This window comes from Nostoc sp. NZL, from assembly GCF_015714705.1.
In the GTDB taxonomy this organism is placed as follows: Bacteria; Cyanobacteriota; Cyanobacteriia; order Cyanobacteriales; family Nostocaceae; genus Nostoc; species Nostoc foliaceum_A.
Genome location: NZ_WBKL01000062.1, coordinates 87,775 through 108,752, shown reverse-complemented (window position 1 = coordinate 108,752; position 20,978 = coordinate 87,775). Strand labels below are relative to the sequence as shown.

Below are 20,978 nucleotides of genomic sequence, written 5' to 3'. Positions count from 1 at the left end.
AAATGACAAATGACAAATGACAAATGACTATTAACAAAAACCATGTTACAAGACAAAGAACTAGAAATCCAGATGCAGTTTCTGGAAGAAGCAACTGAATACTTGAATACCTTAGAATCGGTATTGTTGGAAATCGATACTACTAACCGCATCGATTTAGATAAAATAAATGCTGCACTCCGGGCCACTCATTCTATCAAAGGTGGTGCGGGGATGATGGGATTTAGATCGCTAAGTGATTTATCTCACCGTCTGGAAGATTCCTTTAAAGTTTTAAAAACTAAAAAAAATTCTTTAGAAATTGATACTCAGTTGCAAAGTTTATTGCTATCTGGAGTTGACTGGCTGCGTCAAATTGTAGAATTGCTTGCAGAAGGAAATGTTGTTGAAGATGCGTGGTTAGCAACCTTCTGTTATCCAATTTTTGATGAGTTGCACGATCGCTTGGGTGACCCCACCCCTGAGGATGCCTCAACCATGCTATCCCCAGAAGATGGCCAAGACGTTATCCCCTTGCTTTTTGCAACAGAAGTAGAAGAGTGTTTACAGCGTCTAGAATCTGTATTGGCAGATAGCGAACAGCCCGGTTTGCATGAAGAAGTTGTGATCATGGCAGCTGAATTGGGTGGTTTAGGGGAAATGCTCCAGTTGGCAGCTTTTACCAAGCTTTGTGAGTCAGTAACACAGCAATTGGAAACTGTTAGCAGCGATCGCATTCCCGAAATTGCCCAGTTAGCATTGCAAGCATGGCGGCGATCGCAAGCTTTGGTGCTGACGAATCAACTAAATAACTTGCCTACAGAACTTGACTTTGGTAGTTATACGCCATCCCAGCTACTATTACCAGCAGAAGTAATACCACAGCCTCTCCCCACAGACACAGAAGTAGTATCAACATCTGTTTGGCAACCAGAAAACACTAGCGAAAATTGGACTAATCATGAAGCGTTGACGCAGTCCACCGCAGGTATCGCAGCCAATTTTACATTTGTGGATGCAGAATTTGCCGATGACGTAAATGCTGTCAATGTCACCGAGCACAATCCAATATTTGCTAGAGAAGATAATCTTCCAGATGCCAGATTTGGCGAAGGTAAAGCAGAGCCAAATGCCGTTGGTAAAGAGCGGGAAATTCATGAAAATAGCGTTCGAGTTCCTAGTAAACAATTAGAGCAAATCAATGATTTATTTGGCGAACTAATTGTTCAGCGGAATGGGTTAAACTCGCAACTAGAAAGATTACGCAAACTCGTTCGTAACCTTAACCAACGAGTCCAAGTTCTCGACCGCGAAAACCAGGAATTACGTATAGTCTACGACAAAATTTCCACTCAAGCTTCCATGTCTACTGAAGTGCGGGTGCAAGATAAAAATAGCCACCAAACACAAGGTACAGAAAGGGAATTTGATGCCTTAGAGATGGATCGCTATAACGATTTAAACCTGCGATCGCAGGAAGTTATGGAAACCATTGTTCAGGTACAAGAAGTTACAACTGATGTGCAACTAAGTGTAGATGATACAGACCAAATTGCTCGTAAACTAAATAAAACATCGAAACAGTTACAGACAAAGCTAAATCATATCAGGATGCGGCCGCTGTCCGATTTAGTTGAACGTTTTCCTAGAGCTTTGCGCGATTTAAATGTAGAGCATGGGAAAAATGTCCAGTTAAAAATTGAAGGTGGCAACACTTTAATTGAACGCAGCATTTTAGAAGCATTAAACGAACCTTTAATGCACCTATTAAGGAACGCCTTTGATCATGGTATCGAAGACTCTGCCACCCGCCGCCTTCTGGGTAAACCAGAACAAGGATTAATTGAAATTACAGCTACTCACCGCGGTAATCGTACCCTCATTACTATCCGTGATGATGGTTGGGGCATTTCTCTGGAGAAAATTCGCACCCGCGCCCTAGCTATGGGATTGGATGCTTCTTTACTTGCTAATGCTAGTGATGAAGAACTGTTATCACTAATTTTTGAACCAGGTTTTACCACCTCCGAGCAAGTGACAGCATTATCTGGTCGCGGTGTTGGTATGGATGTGGTTCGCAACAACCTCAAACTAATTCGAGGAGATGTCAAAGTTGATACGGAACCAGGAGTTGGTACTACCTTCACCCTATCAGTTCCATTTACACTTTCCGTTGCGCGAGTTCTGCTGGTAGAAATCAACAAAATCCTATTGGCATTTCCCACAGATGTCATTTCAGAAATATCTTTACTCCAAGACGAGCGAGTTTTCCAAATGGCAGGTAGCGAAGTTCTAAATTGGCAAGGAACCATGCTGCCACTGATTCGCCTGACTCGCTACTTAGAGTTTAATTGCCTGCGCTACGATAGCCCAGAGTTGGAGACTCCGGCAGCGATTAATGCTAACAGCGTGTTAGTAGTCAAAGGTAATAATCAGCCAGTAGCGATCCAAATAGACCGTTGCTGGGGTGAACAGGAAGTTGCTATTCGCCAAGTTGAGGGAAATATACCTTTACCTGAAGGATTCAGCAACTGTACAATCCTTGGTGATGGCCGAGTAGTGCCACTAGTTAATGTCAATGAGCTGCTGTATTGGATTGCAACAAATCGCCGGACTCCTAAAGGTATTCAATTACCATCAGCAAGGTTAAAGACACCGTTCCTAATATTTGATGAAAACAAAATATCAGCAGCATCTGTTAAGCAGAAAGGCACAATTTTGATCGTAGATGACTCGATTAATGTTCGCCGATTTTTAGCTCTGACTCTTGAAAAAGGAGGGTATCAAGTAGAACAGGCTAAAGATGGTCAAGATGCTTTAGAAAAACTCCATAGTGGATTAAGAGTTGAGGCAGTAATTTGCGATATTGAAATGCCTCGTCTAGATGGTTATGGATTTTTAGGTAAGGTAAATTCAGACGTTGATACAAAAAATATTCCAGTTGCGATGCTGACTTCTCGTAGCAGCAATAAACATCGGCAACTAGCTATGCAATTGGGGGCGCGAGCTTACTTTTCTAAACCTTACAACGAGCAAGAATTACTCCAAACGCTGGAGGAAATAATTCGTAATGTGGCAGAAAAGGCAGCATCTAATTAATAATTCATAATTAGGTTTCATATATTTTCGTAGGGTGCGTTACGCCAAAGGCTAACGCTCTAGTAGTCTGTCAAAATGATTGTGACGGTTAGAGAGACGCGATAAATCGCCGTCTCTACAGTAAATCTATTCGTCAATTATTTCTTGACAGACCACTAGTACAGCACGGCGTAAATCAACCACCCATTTCTAATCAACTAAACGCTTACGCTGTATTGATTTTGAGTTTTGACTTCCGCCTTGCGGTACTAGTACAGTGCGGCGGAGAATCGGGGCTAGGTTTTGTTACAACACAAGTTGTTTGGTTACCACAGCTTGTCTGTTCGTTACCAACACAAATTCAGGACTTACGCATTGACAAAATAGGTATAAAATGCGTTGAATAAATCAGGAAGAAATAGGCGATCGCTAACCACCAAAGGCGTTGAAAGACAGATAATACTGAGGTTGTCTGCATTAAGGGTGACGACTATCAGAGCAACTACCAAGCCATCGACCGCCAAGTGTGCTCTCAACACTTATACTCTGTTTTTATGATTTTACTTCATCGTCGTCAAGTTAAGAGACTACTTTATTGAAATTATTTTGCTAAAGTTTGCTGCACATTTGTTGTATATCTATTGTCACTACGAAATAGTACCGTTAATATGATTTCCAGTTATCTACTAGATTTTAAAAGTTTTTTAAAAGTCTTAATTTTCAAAATCCTCTTATGTAAAGTGGATATTTGAGTCGTTTGTCCAAACAAAGATGAGTAATTGTATCTCTCTCCAGATGTACAAAGTTTTTCAAATCCCAAATTATAGTCCTATATAATGGCAAAAAATATGAGCATTAAAAAAAATAGCAATTCTTTGTTTACACAGATAAGACAAATATGTTTAGTAACAAATGATTTTGAAAAAACTGTTTATGGACTTTCAAAAGAGCTTGGCATTGGTCCATTTAAATGTTGGGATCATAAACCGCCACGTCTTTTTGATATTAAAGTTTATGGTAAAGAAGTGTATTTTACAATGAAGTTAGCTATTGCTTGGATTGGTAATACTCAGCTAGAGGTTATTCAACCTTTAGAAGGACAAAATATTTATCAGGAGTATTTTGACACTTATAAAGAAGGTGTTCAACACCTCTTACTTGAGACTGGTAACTTAAATCTAAATAAAGCTGTAAACCGATTGGCTACAGTTGATTATTCCGTAATCCAAGAAGGTAAGCTTAATATTCCTGTGCAAATTGGCTTTCTTAAACTCCCTTCTATTCCTCGTATTTTCTCAGATTTATTCATTCCTAGATTTGCATATTTAAATACACAAAATTCCGCAAAAACAGTACTTGAAATACTACAGTTACCACCTTTCTTATCAGCTAAGGCAGGTATTAGTATTGTTAAGCCAGACTATTGGATTCCAGCAGAAAATACTAATATTAATACTTCGTTGTCAAATAGTTTTATCGATCAAATTTACAAAATTGGTATTATCACTCATGACCTTGATAAAACAGTTCGTAATTATGTCGAACGTCTAGGAATTGCTCCTTGGAAGGTGTACAATCTCCAATCTCCAAGACTATCAGAGACAAAAATACATGGCAAAAATGTTAATTTATCCGTGCGAATAGCAGTCACGTATGTTGGTAATACTTTATTAGAGATTGTGCAGCCTTTGGATGGAATAAGCATATACCATGATCTACTTGATAAGCATGGTGAAGGTGTTCATTATATTGGGGTTGCTAGCGAAAAATTAAACTTTTCTGAATTGATAAAACATTTTAATAAATTAGGCTATTCTATTGCGATGGAAGGCAAGCTAGAGAATGCGTATCATTTTGCCTATTTGGATACAAAATCTGTAGCTAAGATGATGATTGAAGTGATATCAATTCCAGTAAATCAAATTTCGGTAGCTCTTGAGAATCTTCAACCAGATGAAATTTATCCTAATTTGAATAAGAAAGAATTCAGGAGTCATAATTCAAAATTGAATTCTCTGCAACCAATGGATAAATAAACGGGTTTTTGAAATCAATCAAGATTTAACTTAATTAATTTTATTAATTAAGTTAAATTTTAAGTAGTTCTGAAAAAATTGCACATTAAAAGTAAGATACAAACCTAATCATGAAAAATCTTCCATCTGTTAAAGCTATATCTTTTAAGAATGCTGATGTACTGGTTTCCCAACTTTCTAATGTTAAAATTACGTCTTTTAAGAATGCTGATGTACTGATTTCCCAACTTTCTAAGCATAAAGAAGCTTGGCTTCAAGTTGGAATTCCAGAACGGATTATCTATTTACGTTATTGCTTAGATGGAGTTCAGAAAGTAGCGGCTAAATGGATCGAGAGAGTCTGTTTAGAAAAGGGAATTGACCCTACTAAATCTTTGGCAGGCGAAGAATGGTTAGCTGGGCCAATGGTTATCGTCCGAAATTTACGTCTACTCATCGAAGCTTTAGAAGCTTCTGGTCAGCCCAAGCCTAAGCGTTGGATTACTCGCCCAGATGGACAAGTGGTAGCTCAAGTACTTCCGGGAAGCTTCATAGATAACATTTTCTGGATGGGTTTTACAGGTGAGGTCTGGATAGAACCCGGTAAACCGGCTACTCAAGGATTGATCTATCGAAAAAAGCATGATAAAGGAAGCGTTGCATTAATTTTGGAGGCAGGAAATAATTTGTCTCTTAGCCTGATGGACACTTTATATAAGTTGTTTGTCGAAGATCAAGTTGTGATTATCAAGATCAGTCAGATTAATGAATATGATATTTCTTTCATAGAAGAAGCATTTCGGTCACTGATTGAGGATGGTTTCTTCAAGGTGGTTTATGGTGATGCTGAACTAGGAAGCTACCTTTGTCACCATCCGGAGATTGATACAGTACACATCACGGGATCAGACCGCACTCATGATGCAATTGTTTGGGGAAAGACATTCGAGGAACAATTGCAACGTAAGGCTAGTAATCAACCTTTGCTGAAGAAGCCTATAACTTCAGAACTAGGATGTGTCACTCCTGTTTTGGTAGTTCCTGGTGTCTGGTCTAAGTCCGACCTAATCTTTCAGGCTCGGCACGTGGCAAGTATGGTCACGCATAACGCCAGCTTTAATTGTGATGCAGCAAAAGTGTTAGTGACTGCCAAAGGGTGGAAGCAGCGTGATACTTTTCTGGAGATATTACACCAAGAGTTAGCAGCAATCCCTACTCGTAAAGCATACTACCCAGGAGCTAGAGAAAGATATGAAGCTTTTCTAGACCAATATCCTCAAGCTCAAGCACTTGTCTATGCTGATGAAGAAAGCATACCTTGGACAGTGATTCCTCAAGTACCTCCAAAGATAGGAGAATATGCCCTCAATCATGAAGCATTTTGTGGTTTATTAGCAGAGGTTACTCTAGATGCTGAAGATCCAGGAGAATTTTTAGCCAAAGCCGTAAATTTTGCCAATCAAAAAGTTAAGGGGACACTTTCTTGCGTACTATTAGTGCATCCTAAAACTGAAAAAGCTTATTCTGCCGAGATAGATCGAGCGATCGCCAACTTACGCTACGGTGGTATTGGGGTAAATGTTTGGACAGGAATTATCTATGCTCTAGGGTTAACAACCTGGGGAGCTTTTCCCGGCAACACTCTCACAGATATCGGCTCTGGTCGTGGAGTAGTTCATAATGCTTACATGTTTGATCATCCACAAAAATCTGTTGTTCGCTCCCCATTTCGGATTTATCCCACACCTGCTTGGTTTGCAACACATAAGAACTTACTACAACTTGGTCAACGAGTTACTGCTTTTGAGGCATATCCTACATGGGGTAAACTTTTGGATGTAGTTTTTGCGGCACTAAAGGGATAATAGAGGGATTTCCAAAAAGACAAGAGACAGCACATATTAAATAATAATAATCGGCGTTGTATAAATGCGAGATGATTTTGCTAGTTTTGTGGGATGGGTCGAAAACAGGACTTACGCATTGACAAAATAGGCATAAAATGCGTTGAATAAATCAGGAAGAAATAGGCGATCGCTAACCACCAAAGGCGTTGAAAGACAGATAATACTGAGGTTGTCTGCATTAAGGGTGACGACTATCAGAGCAACTACCAAGCCATCGACCGCCAAGTGTGATCTCAACACTTATACTCTGTTTTTATTGGCAGAATCAAAGTACCCAGGCTGCACACGTTTGGCAGAAATAATGGAAGATTTGTCTCATGATAGTGTCAATAGGTTTTTGCTGCGTGAGCAGTATGAGCCAAAAGATTTATTTGATGAAGTTAAGCTCTATATCAATTTAGTCGGTGGCACAAAAAGTTACGATGATACGGTAATTGATAAGCCTCATAGTGACCCAAAGTTAACAGAATTAATTGGTTATGTTTATTCGGGAAGGCATCATGGTAAAAATTTTACCCAAGTTCAAAATCTAGAAATTCCAGAGAACGGTTTAATAGTGCATCTAAAAAAGTTTGGGCAAGTGAAAGTATTTCGGAGAAGTTTCAAAAACGAAACTCACAGATATTACATTATGTTTTTACCTGACAAGGATGCACTATTTTTAATTTCTCTGACAGAGTTAAATAAATTACATTCAATTCACTGGGGGATTGAATGTTACCATCGAGCTATCAAGCAAGTGTGTGGAATTGAGCTATTCATGGTGAGAACATCTGAGGCAATTAAAACTCACTTTTTTAGTGCTATCCGCGCCTTTACACAACTAGAATTAATGCGAACTGAGGAGTTAATTCAAAACTGGTATGAAGTCCAGAGAAATTTGTCTCTTCAGGTGGCTCGTGACTTCATTCTGGAACATCTTGAACAAAAGATGGGCTTGAATACACATAGCCAGACTCCTGTCAATGCGTAAGTCCTGAAATTGTTTCGTTACGAATGCTTGTCTGTTGGTAACGAAAACTTATGCGTTTGTTAACAACACAAGTTGTTTCGTTGCGAATGCTTGTCTGTTCATTAACAACACAAGTTGTTTTGTTCAGAACGCTTATAGTTGTGTTACCAAAACTTAAGCAAAGCTTATCAATTAAGTTGTTTCGTTACCAAAGCTTATCTATTTGTGGTAAATGCTTATGCAATCGTTAACAAAACTTAAATAAAAATTATCGATGAAGTGATTTAGTTAAGAACGCTTATCTATTTGTCGCAAACGCTTATGCGATCGTTACCACAGCTTAAGCAAAACTTATATATACAAGTCCTATACTATTAACAGCACAACTCAGATTCACGACAATGAAAGCAATTGAAGTCAAGGGAACCGTGAACGAATGGGGTCAAATTTCTTTAGACAAGCCGTTGACTATAGCAAAACACAGCCGCGTCCGAGTCATTGTCTTAATCACGGAAGAGAATGAAGAGGATGATGAACTTGTTGAGTCTGCCTGTGAAAGTTTTCGTCAAGGTTGGTACGATGCGATGACCGGAAATACTATACCTATATCTCAACTGTGGGAAGGAATTGATGCAGAGTGAACCACCTTTGATTCAAGTCGAAGCCACTGCTAAATTTAAACGTAATCTGCGTATCTTAGCCAAAAAGTACCGGAATATTAGTAATGATATTCAACCAATAATAGAACAACTGCAATCAGGAGAATTACCAGGAGACAAAATACCCGGAGTTGGATATACAATTTTTAAGCTACGGGCCAAAAATAGTGATGTTCAAAAAGGTAAAAGTGGTGGGTATCGAGTAATTTATTATTTAAAGACAGATACAAATATTATTTTAGTAACCATCTACTCTAAATCTGAACAAGAAGACATTTCAGCAGAAGAAATTCAACAAATATTAGCTGATTTTAAGCAGCAACATCAAGGAGAATAGACTCGCTTCCTAAAATCCAAGGATAGAAAATGCTAAGATTCCAATCAAATATGGCATTTGCACAGCTATGACAAGTACGCTGCACAAATCTATCTCCTTAGCAGAGTTCCTCAAACTGCCAGAAACAGAGCCTGCTAGTGAATTTATAGATGGTCGTATCTACCAGAAACCAATGCCACAAGGCAAACATTCCCGGCTACAACTAAAACTTTGTAACGCAATTAGCCAAATTGCTGAAGAGCAAGAAATTGCCTTGGCTTTTCCAGAATTACGCTGTACTTTTGGCGGACGTTCGATTGTACCAGACGTAAGTGTATTTGCTTGGGAACGGATTCCCTTTGATGCTAATGGGGAAATTGAAAATACCTTTGGAATTTATCCTGATTGGACAATTGAAATTCTTTCACCAGAACAGAATACAACTAAGGTAATTATAAATATTCTTCACTGTCTAAAACACGGTACTCGATTAGGGTGGTTAATCGATCCAGATGAACGCTTAGTATTAGTATTTTTGCCAGGACAGCAACCTATAGAGATGACTGGAGATGAAGTATTGCCTGTACCTGAATTTTTGCAATTGAATTTAACAGTTACGCAGGTTTTTACATGGCTAAAACCAACAAAAGTTAATTCATAAAATGATTAATATTCAGTTAAAAGATGTAATATCATGTCCGGTTAAATAATTGTCATTGCGTACCGCCCTTGGCGTTCCCGCAGGGTACGAAGTGAAGCAATCCCAAAAACCTTGCGATTGCTTCTCTACGAGACGCTGCGCGAACGTTCCACTTCGTTGCACTCGCAATGACATATCACAAGTAATTTGCCGGACATGATATAAGACTAATATCCCAGAGTTTTTGAATTTTTAAAATAAATTCGCAAATAGTTTAAATACGAAGCCCGCTCAGACTTCTCTCTGCGCGGGCTAATTATTTTATGGGCAATTAGCCGGACATAATATCAATGTCCCTGAAACTAAAATACTTTCAGGAACCCTTATTAAGCCTCAACTTTTACACCCTTCCAGAAGGCTACATGGCCTTCAATATTTTTAGCCTTCTCCTTAGCACTGGGATAGTACCAAGCAGCATCTTTGTTGATTTGTCCATCCACGTTGATACTGTAGTAGCTGGCGACACCTTTCCAGGGACAAGTGGTGTGAGTATTGCTTTCTGTGAAATACTGCTTGTTAATGGTGTCAACAGGGAAATAATGGTTGCCTTCCACAACTACGGTATTATCGCTCTCGGCTAAAACTGCGCCATTCCAAATTGCTTTCGGCATAAGTGAGTTTGCAAATAAACTATACACTTAACATTTTGACACGATCAGCTTATTTTATCCTCGTTAACGGCTAACTTACACCAGAGCCTATCCAAGCTCAAATGAATGATAAGTAAAGTTTAGAGGAAACTTTGCGATGTCAGTATTAATTACAATCAATTTTATTTATCAAATTAATAATTAAAATTAGTTGCTTTTATCAGAAAGATTTTCTAGCATATTGGTATGCAAAGTTAATTAGCCAAAACGTAGTTGGATTTTAGTTTATAGCCTAAAGCCAAAAACATCTAGTAGAGAATATCATCATTACATATATGTGAGCGATCGCACCTTCGATAAACGCTGGCAAACAATTCATTTTATGTGGTTGAAATTGCCAAAAAATAGGATTTTATTACTGGATAAAACTAATTAACCTAGTTCAAATGAGGAAAAAATTATGAAACTTATAAACTTGATCAATTCTGCGCTTATCGTTGCTTGTATTGCTTTTATACCTGAAATTGTTGGCGCTCAAACAGTTAATACTAACAATAGTACCGGACAACTCAACACAGATGTTAACTCTAATACTTTACATGCTAATTCCCCAAAGGCCAGCTATCTCCAACCTTTCAATACTGCCTTTCTAGCTTATCAAGGTTATTTTAAAGAGCAGGGTATTCCCAGTGGGAGCGCTTTAGTATTCAAATACCAAACAGGAAACCTGACTGCAAAAGATGTAGTTCAGGCTGCTATCAAAGCTCACAAATTACCAGCACAAGTTTTGAATGATCCAGGTTATCTTAATGCGGTTGAGTCGCAATTGACATCATTCAGCAATCCTAGTGATTCAGGTTACTAAGTACAGATTTGACAAAGTTTGTAACTGACTTATAGCCTTTCTTGACCTAGTGAGGTATGTTGTCGGTTTTTACACCAAAAAATTATTTTCATCCTTAGTGGGTGGATAGTGTTTGGATTCATGCCTTTTTCTTAGCCTGTTTGGCTTTGAAAGAGGTTTTTGGTTTTTCTGGAAATTAGTCATCATCTTTAGCCTGCCTAATACCTATCTCAATCAAAAAAGCTAAATAATTAAATTAACAAGCATGACAGCAGAGTTATATTCTGTGTATAAAGATACTTATTGTTAAACTTTTGGTATCATTTCTAGAGTACTTAAACTTTGTTTTCATGCCTTGTATTCAAGTCGATGTTAAAATTCCACCTCATCTTCATAAAAAGCTAGCTGTTTACGCTGCTAAGGCTGAGGCATTTAAATCTGAGGTAATTATGAACGCTCTTAATCATTGCCGTGATTATACTGAGGATGTGCCAAATCCTTGTTATTAGAGGCAGAAATAGCCATCATCTCTGACATCAAACAAGTCAAACTATTTATATTTCTACGCCACAACAATCACTACCTGTTTGATGAGGAGTTTAAATCAGGATTGGTCACATTTGTCAATAGTTTTTTCTTTTATCTACGAATGCAGGTAAAAGAACTAGGCTGTGATTGGTTTATTATTCTCAGATTAATTTAGTTCTAATCATGATCAAAAACACTATTCTAGAGCCTCTAGTTACTAATGTTCGGTGTGAAGAAATTTGTCAGATTTTAGGGGAGACTTACAATCAAGAACGCTGGAACGATTGGCGCTGGCAAATGCGTCATCGGTTGACTAAGCTGGAACATTTTCAGAAGTTATTAAGGCTTAGTGCTACTGAAGAACAGGGACTTTTAATTGCACCAGAGAAGTTTGCTGTAGCCGTAACCCCATACTTTGCATCACTACTTGATCCAGAAGATCCGCTTTGTCCGCTACGGTTACAAGTCATTCCACGGCAAGAAGAACTAATAGTTAGTACAGCAGACATGGTAGATCCATGCGGTGAAGATAACGATACTCCAGTGCCAGGACTGGTACACCGCTACCCTGACCGGGTGTTGTTGCTTGCTCTAGACACATGCGCTGCTTATTGCCGTTACTGCACCCGCTCTCGTTTGGTGAGCCAAGGTGAGATGTACCCAGTAACCCGGCGCTTGGATGCGATCGTCGCTTACCTAGAAGAACACACCGAGATCCGTGATGTGCTAATTTCTGGTGGTGATCCTTTGTTGATGTCTGATGAACCTTTAGATAATTTGCTTGGGCGGTTACGTGCCATTGAGCATATTGAATTTATTCGGATTGGTTCTCGCGTGCCGAGTTTCTTACCACAGCGAATTACACCGCAACTGGTTGCTTTGCTCCGCAAGCATCGTGTGTGGCTGTCTTTGCATTTTTGTCATGTCCGAGAACTTACCCCAGAAGTGGCACAAGCTTGCGATCGCCTAGCTGATGGTGGTATTCCTCTAGGTAGTCAAACTGTGCTGTTAAAAGGTGTGAATGACTCTGAAAAAGCTCTCAAGAATCTCTTTCACGGTCTTCTGAAGCTGCGTGTACGTCCCTATTATCTTTACCAATGCGACCCAGTTGTTGGCACCGCACATCTGCGAACGAGTGTTCAAACAGGGCTTGATTTAATTTCTAAATTGCGTGGTCATACTACTGGCTACGCTGTACCAACTTATGTAATTGATGCCCCTGGCGGCGGTGGTAAAGTTCCAATTCAAGCCGAGACTCTAGTTGCTTATGAGAAGGGCACAGCTACAGTGCGAAATTGGGCAGGTGAGACATACACCTATGTAGATCCTGTAGAGCAGGGCTAACACTATATAGTTGATCGCCACGACAAATCTCCTGTATGGTTTGATATTCTTGATCAGATATCTTCGCTTCATTGAGGATTTAGTAATCGTCATTCCTCAATGAAGATACCTGATTTGTAAATTCAAGCTAACAGCGAAAGCTTTTTCACTGGGAATTATAAGGCTATGGGGTTATTAATTGGTCTGTGTTATGACTTGAAGGCAGACTACCTTCAGGCTGGTTTCAGTGCCTCTGAAGTCATGGAGTTCGACGATGAAGAAACTATCATCGGGTTGGAAGATGCACTATTTCAGTTAGGTCATCAATTTGAACGTGTCGGCAATGGTAGAGAACTTGCTCTGCGTTTGGCAAAAGGCGATCGCTGGAATCTGGTTTTCAATATTGCTGAGGGTTTGCAGGGTCGCTCCCGCGAAGCCCAAGTCCCGGCAGTCTGCGAATTATTTGCTCAACCTTACACCTTTTCCGATCCGCTCACCTGCGCCTTAACGCTAGATAAGGCACTTGCTAAAAGGGTGGTGCGCGATCGCGGTTTGCCTACAGCTCCCTTTGAAGTTGTGAGTACTACCGCAGAAGCAGCAGCCGTGTCGCTGCCAATGCCAGTTTTCCTCAAGCCTGTGGCGGAGGGCAGTTCTAAAGGGGTAACTGGGCGTTCTCTTGTCAAAGAACGCGAGGAGCTAGTCAATACTTATCAAATGTTACGCGAACTTTTTCAGCAGTCCGTACTCGTAGAAACCTTTCTTCCCGGTCGAGAATTAACAGTGGGCATTATTGGTAACGGTAGCAACTCACGGGTAGTAGGTGTGATGGAAGTAATTTTTACAGGACAAACTGAAGCTTTTGCTTATACCACCCTTAATAAGGATGAGTATCTGGAACGGGTATCTTATCGTTTACTCATAGATCCCGAACCACTGGCAGCACAGGCAAGGCAACTAGCCCTGGATGTTTACCATACTCTTGGTTGCCGTGACGCTGCCCGTGTTGATCTGCGTTGCGATGTTAGTGGTGTGTTGCAGTTTATGGAGGTTAACCCACTGCCAGGGCTACACCATATCCGCTCAGACCTGGTAATTATGGGACGTTTGGGTGGTGTGACATACACAGAAATCATTGCTGAAATAGTCGAGTCTGCATGGCAAAGGTACAAAAGTTGAACAAGAGGCAAGGGGGCAGGGAGCAGGGAGCAAGGGGGATAGAAAAGAATTGGGATTCGACACAACTCTTGGAGAGGCTGCGCCAATGACATACCTACCTTACCACCCCACCTGTTGAACTAGCTTCCCGCAGGGTACAAAAGCCATGCTTGCGAAGTGAAGTGGGGGACTCCAATCCATATTCTGCTTTGCTCCACCCAAGAGGAAGAGGTCATTTCCCCCTGCTCCCTGCCCCCTGTCCCCTGCCTCTTGTTCAAGCAGACTCAATCTCAGAAGTCAAAAGATAAAAACGCCAAGTTAAAAGCACTGCACCCATAAGTAGCCCTAGTACTAAACCCAACCATAAACCTATAGCACCCAAGCCTAAAGTGAATGTCATCAGATAGCCACCACCTAGACCTACACCCCAGTAAGCAAACATAGTTATTAACACTGGCACCTTGGTGTCTTTCAACCCGATTAATGCACCAGCAGCAATAGTCTGAATACTATAAAATATTTGGACTAGTGCCCCCACAGCTAGGAAAGAAGTTGCCGTTTTAACGATCTCGATATTATCCAGGTTATTGGTGTCCAAATACATTGCCACAATATAGTTGGGAAAAAGCCAAAAAATTAGTGCCACAATGCTCACAATGGGAGTAATAAGCGCAATGCAGATAAATCCTGCTCTGCTTGCACCCTTGAGATCATTTTGTCCTCTCAACTGTCCTACTCTCATCGTGATGGCATAGGAAATACCTATAGAAACCGTTTCGACAAAACTTTCTGTCTCAACGGTAATTTCATGGGCTGCTAACGTCTCTGTCCCAAACCACCCCATCATTAAAGCAGTGGCAGTGAATACTCCAATTTCTGCTCCATACTGCAACCCCAAGAACCATCCAGTTTGAAAGATATCTATAAACATATCTTTATCGAACTGGTGCAGAGCACGATCAAGCTGGTAGTCTTTAAAGTAGTTATCGAAGCAAATCCAACTGGCGGCGGCGATAAAATTCAGCCAAAAAATGAGTGTACTTGCCCAACCTATACCCGCTAAACCAAGGGCTGGTAAACCAAATTTACCGAACATTAGCACGTAATTAGCAGCCGCATTCAATAATAGTCCAGCTACCGTAATTACTGTTAGAAATTGAGGACGATTGAGCGCAGAGCTAACTTCTTTTAAGATACAGAAACCGAGTGCAGCAGGAAAACCCCAAACAATAGACCGCAAATATGTTTGAGCTAATAAAACATTGCTTTCTTCTTGACCAGTCAGCAGCAGCATATAGTCAAAGTGCCAAATGATAAACATCACAGGCAAGCACATCGTTACAGCTAACCAAATTCCTTGGCCGGTAGCACGGCTAACTTGGTCTATCTTTCCTGCACCAAAGGCATTTGCGACACTCACACCTGCTGCTGAAAGAATAGAACGACAAACGGAAGCTAAGGTAGAAAAGGTAACAGCACCTAAAGCACCTGCCGCTAGGGCTTGGCTGTTAAGTAAGCCCATCATCACCCCATCCAATAAAGGAATGCCCGCTTCTAATATTTGAGTAATTACCAGAGGAACTGCCAATTGCAGGCAGGCTTGGATTTCTAATATCAGTTCTGACTTAAATTCTTTTGAAGTTAACTCCATTGGGGCACAGAAATTAAGGATGGCGCGAAAAAAGTAACATTTAATATATTAAGATATATTAATACCTAAGCCGCGCTCAACTTAAGCTGTGAACAGTGAAATAAGCGATCGCCTGACCCTCTCAACAGAAAAAACAGCGTAGGCGCAGACTAACCTAAGCATCGCCCCACTTAACTATGTGTAAAATTTTGCATTTGAGCTAGAGATGAGGAGAAGTAAAATTGTATATGTGCTTTCCCTGCTCCTCTGCTCTGTACTTGCTCATTCGATTGGGTAAAATTACTGCGTCGGCAATTTTGGGTGTGTAGTTGAGTACTTTGCCACGATGCCAGAAATCTCAGGGTTGTACAGCCTCAAATAATTCCAGTAGTTGCCAAATACTTGACGCACATAATTTTTAGTTTCATCAAAGGGAATTTGTTCAACAAACTCATCTGGGTCTTGTGTAGTTAGAGTTTGCAGCCATTTGGAGACATTACCGGGGCCAGCGTTGTAACTGGCGATCGCGAGCAAGGAGTTATTGTTATATTGCTCATGGGTATGATCCAAATACCATGTACCCAGCATGATGTTATCGTTGGGATTTTCTAGGCTTATTGTTTTGAAATCCACTTTGATTTGTGGGGCGATCCATTTAGCTGTACTCGGCAACACCTGCATCAAGCCAGTGGCATCAGCGACGGATTTGATTTTTGGTTCAAACCGTGACTCTTGACGCATCAAAGCAGTGACTAGCAAGGGATTGAGTTGACGATCAGTAGACCACTTTTCAATCTCTCGAAGATAGGGAAAAGGATAACGCGCTTGCCAGTAGGTGATTTGTTTGCTCAGAGTCTCATATTGGGCAAGTTCAGCTGGTATTTCCCGGTCTTCCAATTTAGAAATTTTGTCAATTCCTACGAGATTTTCTCCCCTTGCCAAGTGCATCAACCCTTCAGTAAATTGCTCTGCTACCGTTGGCTGAATTTTGTTTTGAAATTCTGTTTGCCATTGTAACCAGGCATCACGGTCTTGACCTAGCAGATACAATTCTTTGAAAGTTTCAGAACCAGCCGGTGGTAACGGACGCTGGGGTGTGATTACTTCCGGGTTCATGACGCGCACGTTGTCAAAGTTGCCAACATTTAGCCCCAACATTGTCGCGGCTCGCCATGCATAGTAAGAGTAGGGAAACTGGCTAATCACATACTCATAAGCAGTTTGAGATTCCTGCTGTTTGCCCAGTGAAGCAGCCCATTTCCCTACCCAAAAGCCTGCTCTCGGAGCCAAAATACTATTGGGGTTGTTGGTGGCAATTGGTTCTGCCCATTGCCAAGCACCGACGTAATCTTTGGCTTTGGCTTTGTCTTGGGCTATTTTCCAGCGATACTCTGCGGCTTCATCAGAATTGCCATACTTGGCTATGAGTAATTGCCACGCCTCACTAGCTGACTTTTGATCCTTGAGGGCTTGGAGAGTTTTGGCTTTTTGTACCAGTGCAGTACCAGCTTGTTTCGGAAATTTACTAATTATCTGCTCAAGATAGGGTAAGCCGTCTTTACCTGTTTTTGCGGTTTCTGCTAACCGTAGTAGTGTAGTCCCAGTTTCCTCAGCATTTGGAAATTGCTGCACCAATTGTTTATAAGTAGCGATCGCTTTTTCTCGATCTTTGCCCCCTACCTGTAAGCCTCGTGCAGTCCGGTAGAGGTTACGCGGTGTTTTGGGTGCTTTGGCATAAGCATTCGCCGCTTTCAGAAATTGATTATTTTCCCAATAGCTTGTACCAATGAGTTCCCAGTCTTCGGGTTTGAGGGTAGGCTGTTTTACTAGCTGATCTAAAACGCCCACTATACCTGGTTGATCGTAGGCATACTTAGCCAAAATCAATTGTAATTGTGGCTGATTGGGATTTTCTTGTAAGCGTTTGCGAATAATTTCCCAAGTTAGAGGATTGGAAGGAAATTGAGCGATCGCTATTTCCTGTTGCTTCGGTAGGGCAATCAGATATAGTGCTTTCACTGTGGCCGCTTCTTTGGGATACAGTTTCAGCACGCTTTGCCTGAGATCCGAAGCTTTGCCGTCCTCGCCCAGCATATCCTCTGCCTGCGCCTGCTTCAGCAAAATATAGGGCGCAAGGATCGGATAGTCTTTCTCTAGTCCTTGGAGTAAAGCCAGGGCTTTTTGGGCTTGGGTTCTTTCAATGTAATCACTCGCTAAAAGATAACGAGCACGATTTCGGTCTGGCGATCGCGATTCTTGAGCGATCGCTGCTAGTTTTGCCGCCCGTTCTGGCAGAGATTGTGATATCAGTGGAAAGACGGCTGATTGGGCAATACTAGCATCAGATGTTTGCTCTGCCTGATTCTTACCCAGTTTGAGCCATTGCCCAACGGATTTACCAATCTCAGGTGCTGATACCATTGCCCCAGCTAAAAAGGCAAAGAGTGCCGCACCCGCAATTATGGAAATTTGTTTTTTCTGTAGTTTCTTCAGCATGAATACCCGCTGAAAAGTTCCAATGAATTTCCTGAAACTTTAACACTCCTAACCATCAGTGTTACCAATTTTTAATTTTAGATTTTTAATTTTATGTAGAAAAATACTAATTTTCAATCCTACGGTTGATAGTACTGAGTAAGTAGCATATGTTAAATACTATTACATCTATCTGGGGTACAACCTCTCAGGAGTAATACCTTAACTCCAGAATCCATTTCCACCATTAACAATAGCGCACTCACCCTCTGGAACACTCTCTTTGCACCCCAAACCCCCTTCGACAACGATGATTTATACCCTGGTTCTTAAGCGTGGTGGAAAAGCTGTCCGAAGCCCCTTAGATTATAGATAATATTTGCAAAGCAATAACTCTCAAAAGTCATGACTCAAGCCATACCCAAGCTAGTAACCTTTGAGGAATTTGTCGATTGGCTACCCGAAAATCGACGAGTCCGCTACGAACTACATAAGGGAGAAATTGTTGAAATGGCTCAACCCGTAGGGGAACACGAAGAAGTTAAAGGATTTCTAGGTATCGAAATTCCTTTTGAAATCAAGCGTCTAGGATTGCCCTACTTCATACCTAACCAAGTTATAGTTAGACCTCCTGAAAAAGATTCTGGTTACTTACCAGATGTGTTGGTGCTAAACCGTGCAAATCTGGAAAACGAAAAATTATGGAAAAAAGAATCTACTGTTAGTTTGGGTGCATCAATAGCTTTGGCAATTGAGGTTGTATCAACTAACTGGCGGGACGATTATTACTTGAAGTATGCTGACTATGAAGAGATGGGTATCCCGGAATACTGGATTGTCGATTATGCTGCCTTGGGTGGACGCAATTTTATCGGTAATCCCAAACAACCGACAATCACCGTGTGTAACTTGGTTGATGAGGAATATCAAATAAGTAAGTTCCGAGATAGTGATCGCATTGTCTCCCAAACTTTCCCTGAATTGAATCTCACCCCAAACCAGATTTTTCAAGCTGGTTTGGTGTAGCCTTTAGGCCTGATCGTTTTGCTAATTCTGGAGTCCGTCCCTTCAAGCCAATCATCAACTTCAGCATAAAGACCTTTAAAACGGGTACTCGCTGCAAAAACCATAAACCCAGGCGACGCACCAATACTACAGGTAAGAAATTATTAGAAAACATCCGATCTAACAAATCGGTGAAACCTAAAATTGTCAGGTTTTCCAGCTTGCGCCAGCGTTCGTAACCTTTAAGAATTTGAATGTCGCCAATATCTTTACCCGCTTGATGCGCTGTTTGTAGGACTTGCGCCAAAGCTGCTGCATCCCGAATCCCCAGATTTAATCCTTGTCCGCCGACAGGATGGCAATTGTGCGCCGCATCACCAATTAATGCCAGTCGAGGGAGAACATAGCGATCGCTTTGCATGAGTTGTACCTGGAATACAAAGCGATCGCCTAGTAATTCCAATTTCCCCATCTGATCGCCATAGCGACGGGTAAGTTCTGCCAAAAATTGCTCATCATCTAAAGCACATAAAGCTTTTGCTTCTTCGTGGGGGGCTGTCCACACAATGCGGCAACGGTTCCCCGGTAAAGGTAAAATCGCAAAGGGCCCGCTAGACCAAAATCTTTCGTAAGCGGTGTTATTGTGCGGTTTTTCTGGTTTTACAAATGCTACGATGCAAGACTGCCAATATTTCCAGCCAGAAGTTTTGATACCAGCAGCTTGACGAATTGGCGATCGCGCCCCATCTGCTGCTATCAGTAATTTGCTCCGAACTGTCTGTAACTGATCAGCAACTTTAATATCTATCGCTACTATATCCGAATGGTACTGTGTATTTACCACTTCAGCCGGACACAGATAAGTCACATTTGGACAATCTTGGACAAACTCCTGCAAAGGCTGCAACAGCGCTTGGTGTTCCGCCACATAACCCAACTCTGCTGTATCTATATCATCTGTGGTAAATTCCACCACATTGGGATAATCGGCATCAGAAAGACGAACTCGGCAATATTTGGCGATTTGAGGCAATATTTTGTCCCAAACTCCAATTCCTTGGTAAATTAGCGCCGAAAGCTGATGAACTGCATAGGCTTGTCCCTTAGCCACCGCCGCTGAAGCTACTTTTGCCTCAATCAGCAAGATACTCAAGCCAGAATCTTTTAAAGCAGAGGCTAGAGTTAACCCAATAATCCCACCGCCGACAATTACCAAATCATATTCATATCCCCGCTCATTTGGCGGTGTTGGTTGAGGGGGAAGAGTTTGCTCAAGCTGCGTTATGGCCATTGTTAAGTTAGATTACAGCGTCTTAACTCTTATTTTGACGCGATCGCGCCCTCTTGAGCAAGTTATATCATGTCCAGTTGAACGCTTGTCATTGCGTACCGCCCTTGGCGTTCCCGCAGGGTACGGAGTGTTCGCGGAGCGTCTCTAAGAGTTGCAATCGCAGAGACCTTGTGATTGCAACTCTTAGAGACGCTGCGCGAACGTTCCACTACGTTGCACTCGCAATGACATATCACAAGTAATTTACCGGACATGATCTTAGAGGAACAAACATTGAAAAACCTCGCTGATAACTTCGAGCAAAGGTGATGAAGTTTCCTTTGCAGAAAAACCGCCAGAAGGTTTCCACACAGTTCCTGAACCTGCTTCTGTACTTGGTCTTTTAACAATGGGTGCATTCGGGATTGTTTCCACCCGGAAGCGTAAACAGTTAAATATTGGGAATTAACGACGGTTTGTAACAGAGTTTTTAGGTTCTACTGACTTTATTTATGCTCATTAATCCAAGTGAAAGGGTTACAAAAATTCCTT

The 20,978-nt window shown here is 41.2% G+C and carries 20 protein-coding genes; 14 read left to right on the top strand and 6 right to left on the bottom strand.

From position 1 onward, the window contains the following. Positions 1-42 precede the first annotated feature (42 nt). Positions 43-3,078, top strand: a complete 3,036-nt coding sequence (locus tag F8R90_RS08760) for a hybrid sensor histidine kinase/response regulator (RefSeq protein WP_196510427.1) — start codon at positions 43-45, stop codon at positions 3,076-3,078. 347 nt (positions 3,079-3,425) lie between these two features. On the opposite strand, the gene F8R90_RS08755 is transcribed toward F8R90_RS08760, so the two are convergent. After that, positions 3,426-3,596, bottom strand: coding sequence for a hypothetical protein (locus tag F8R90_RS08755; RefSeq protein ID WP_196510426.1), 171 nt, complete (start codon positions 3,594-3,596; stop codon positions 3,426-3,428). A gap of 309 nt (positions 3,597-3,905) precedes the next feature. Between F8R90_RS08755 and F8R90_RS08750 the strand changes: the two genes are divergently transcribed. Then, complete coding sequence (locus F8R90_RS08750) at positions 3,906-5,093, top strand: VOC family protein (RefSeq protein ID WP_196510425.1); 1,188 nt, start codon at positions 3,906-3,908, stop codon at positions 5,091-5,093. 110 nt (positions 5,094-5,203) lie between these two features. Beyond that, positions 5,204-6,937 carry an aldehyde dehydrogenase family protein gene (locus tag F8R90_RS08745; RefSeq protein WP_196510424.1) on the top strand — a complete coding sequence of 578 codons (1,734 nt, stop codon included), beginning with the start codon at positions 5,204-5,206 and terminating at the stop codon, positions 6,935-6,937. 111 nt (positions 6,938-7,048) lie between these two features. Here F8R90_RS08745 and F8R90_RS08740 read toward each other — a convergent pair whose 3' ends face one another. Further along, complete coding sequence (locus F8R90_RS08740; RefSeq protein WP_196510468.1) at positions 7,049-7,219, bottom strand: hypothetical protein; 171 nt, start codon at positions 7,217-7,219, stop codon at positions 7,049-7,051. Here F8R90_RS08740 and F8R90_RS08735 point away from each other — a divergent pair. The 4 genes from F8R90_RS08735 (at position 7,173) to F8R90_RS08720 (ending at position 9,567) form a co-directional block, all read left to right on the top strand. After that, the gene (locus F8R90_RS08735) at positions 7,173-7,952 is read left to right on the top strand and encodes a transposase (protein ID WP_196510464.1); all 780 of its coding nucleotides are present in this window, start codon (positions 7,173-7,175) and stop codon (positions 7,950-7,952) included. The two genes, F8R90_RS08740 and F8R90_RS08735, sit on opposite strands and share 47 nt — an antisense overlap. 380 nt (positions 7,953-8,332) lie before the next feature. Next, positions 8,333-8,572, top strand: a complete 240-nt coding sequence (locus F8R90_RS08730; RefSeq protein WP_190890203.1) for a type II toxin-antitoxin system RelN family antitoxin — start codon at positions 8,333-8,335, stop codon at positions 8,570-8,572. Next, entirely contained in the window at positions 8,562-8,927 is a 366-nt protein-coding gene (locus F8R90_RS08725; RefSeq protein WP_190890205.1) for a type II toxin-antitoxin system RelE family toxin, read from the top strand. Before F8R90_RS08730 ends, F8R90_RS08725 begins: the two co-directional genes overlap by 11 nt. Before the next feature lie 67 nt (positions 8,928-8,994). Further along, complete coding sequence (locus tag F8R90_RS08720; RefSeq protein WP_196510423.1) at positions 8,995-9,567, top strand: Uma2 family endonuclease; 573 nt, start codon at positions 8,995-8,997, stop codon at positions 9,565-9,567. Between the two features lie 365 nt (positions 9,568-9,932). Here the strand turns inward: F8R90_RS08720 and F8R90_RS08715 are convergent, their stop codons facing one another. After that, positions 9,933-10,217, bottom strand: a complete 285-nt coding sequence (locus F8R90_RS08715) for a DUF427 domain-containing protein (RefSeq protein ID WP_196510422.1) — start codon at positions 10,215-10,217, stop codon at positions 9,933-9,935. Between the two features lie 439 nt (positions 10,218-10,656). Between F8R90_RS08715 and F8R90_RS08710 the strand changes: the two genes are divergently transcribed. From F8R90_RS08710 to F8R90_RS08695, 4 genes are all read left to right on the top strand, one after another. Then, a complete protein-coding gene (locus F8R90_RS08710) occupies positions 10,657-11,061 on the top strand; it encodes a hypothetical protein (protein ID WP_196510421.1) in 405 nt (134 codons plus the stop codon). 329 nt (positions 11,062-11,390) lie between these two features. Next, positions 11,391-11,549, top strand: coding sequence for a hypothetical protein (locus F8R90_RS08705; protein WP_196510420.1), 159 nt, complete (start codon positions 11,391-11,393; stop codon positions 11,547-11,549). A gap of 202 nt (positions 11,550-11,751) precedes the next feature. After that, entirely contained in the window at positions 11,752-12,912 is a 1,161-nt protein-coding gene (locus tag F8R90_RS08700; RefSeq protein WP_190890210.1) for a KamA family radical SAM protein, read from the top strand. A 165-nt stretch (positions 12,913-13,077) separates the two neighbouring features. After that, positions 13,078-14,067, top strand: coding sequence for a D-alanine--D-alanine ligase family protein (locus F8R90_RS08695; protein WP_196510419.1), 990 nt, complete (start codon positions 13,078-13,080; stop codon positions 14,065-14,067). 253 nt (positions 14,068-14,320) lie between these two features. Here F8R90_RS08695 and F8R90_RS08690 read toward each other — a convergent pair whose 3' ends face one another. Beyond that, a complete protein-coding gene (locus F8R90_RS08690; RefSeq protein WP_196510418.1) occupies positions 14,321-15,697 on the bottom strand; it encodes an MATE family efflux transporter in 1,377 nt (458 codons plus the stop codon). Between the two features lie 279 nt (positions 15,698-15,976). Then, a complete protein-coding gene (locus tag F8R90_RS08685; protein WP_196510417.1) occupies positions 15,977-18,172 on the bottom strand; it encodes a lytic transglycosylase domain-containing protein in 2,196 nt (731 codons plus the stop codon). 384 nt (positions 18,173-18,556) lie between these two features. Between F8R90_RS08685 and F8R90_RS08680 the strand changes: the two genes are divergently transcribed. Beyond that, entirely contained in the window at positions 18,557-19,177 is a 621-nt protein-coding gene (locus F8R90_RS08680) for a Uma2 family endonuclease (protein WP_196510416.1), read from the top strand. Here the strand turns inward: F8R90_RS08680 and F8R90_RS08675 are convergent. Continuing rightward, entirely contained in the window at positions 19,140-20,447 is a 1,308-nt protein-coding gene (locus F8R90_RS08675) for an FAD-dependent hydroxylase (protein WP_196510415.1), read from the bottom strand. The genes F8R90_RS08680 and F8R90_RS08675 overlap by 38 nt on opposite strands. Between F8R90_RS08675 and F8R90_RS08670 the strand changes: the two genes are divergently transcribed. Together F8R90_RS08670 and F8R90_RS33800 are read left to right on the top strand one after the other, a co-directional pair. Next, positions 20,440-20,595 (top strand): hypothetical protein, encoded by a 156-nt coding sequence (locus F8R90_RS08670; RefSeq protein WP_196510414.1) that lies wholly within the window; start codon positions 20,440-20,442, stop codon positions 20,593-20,595. The two genes, F8R90_RS08675 and F8R90_RS08670, sit on opposite strands and share 8 nt — an antisense overlap. A 138-nt stretch (positions 20,596-20,733) precedes the next feature. Next, positions 20,734-20,895 (top strand): PEP-CTERM sorting domain-containing protein, encoded by a 162-nt coding sequence (locus F8R90_RS33800; RefSeq protein WP_196510463.1) that lies wholly within the window; start codon positions 20,734-20,736, stop codon positions 20,893-20,895. The last annotated feature ends 83 nt before the right edge of the window (positions 20,896-20,978 follow it).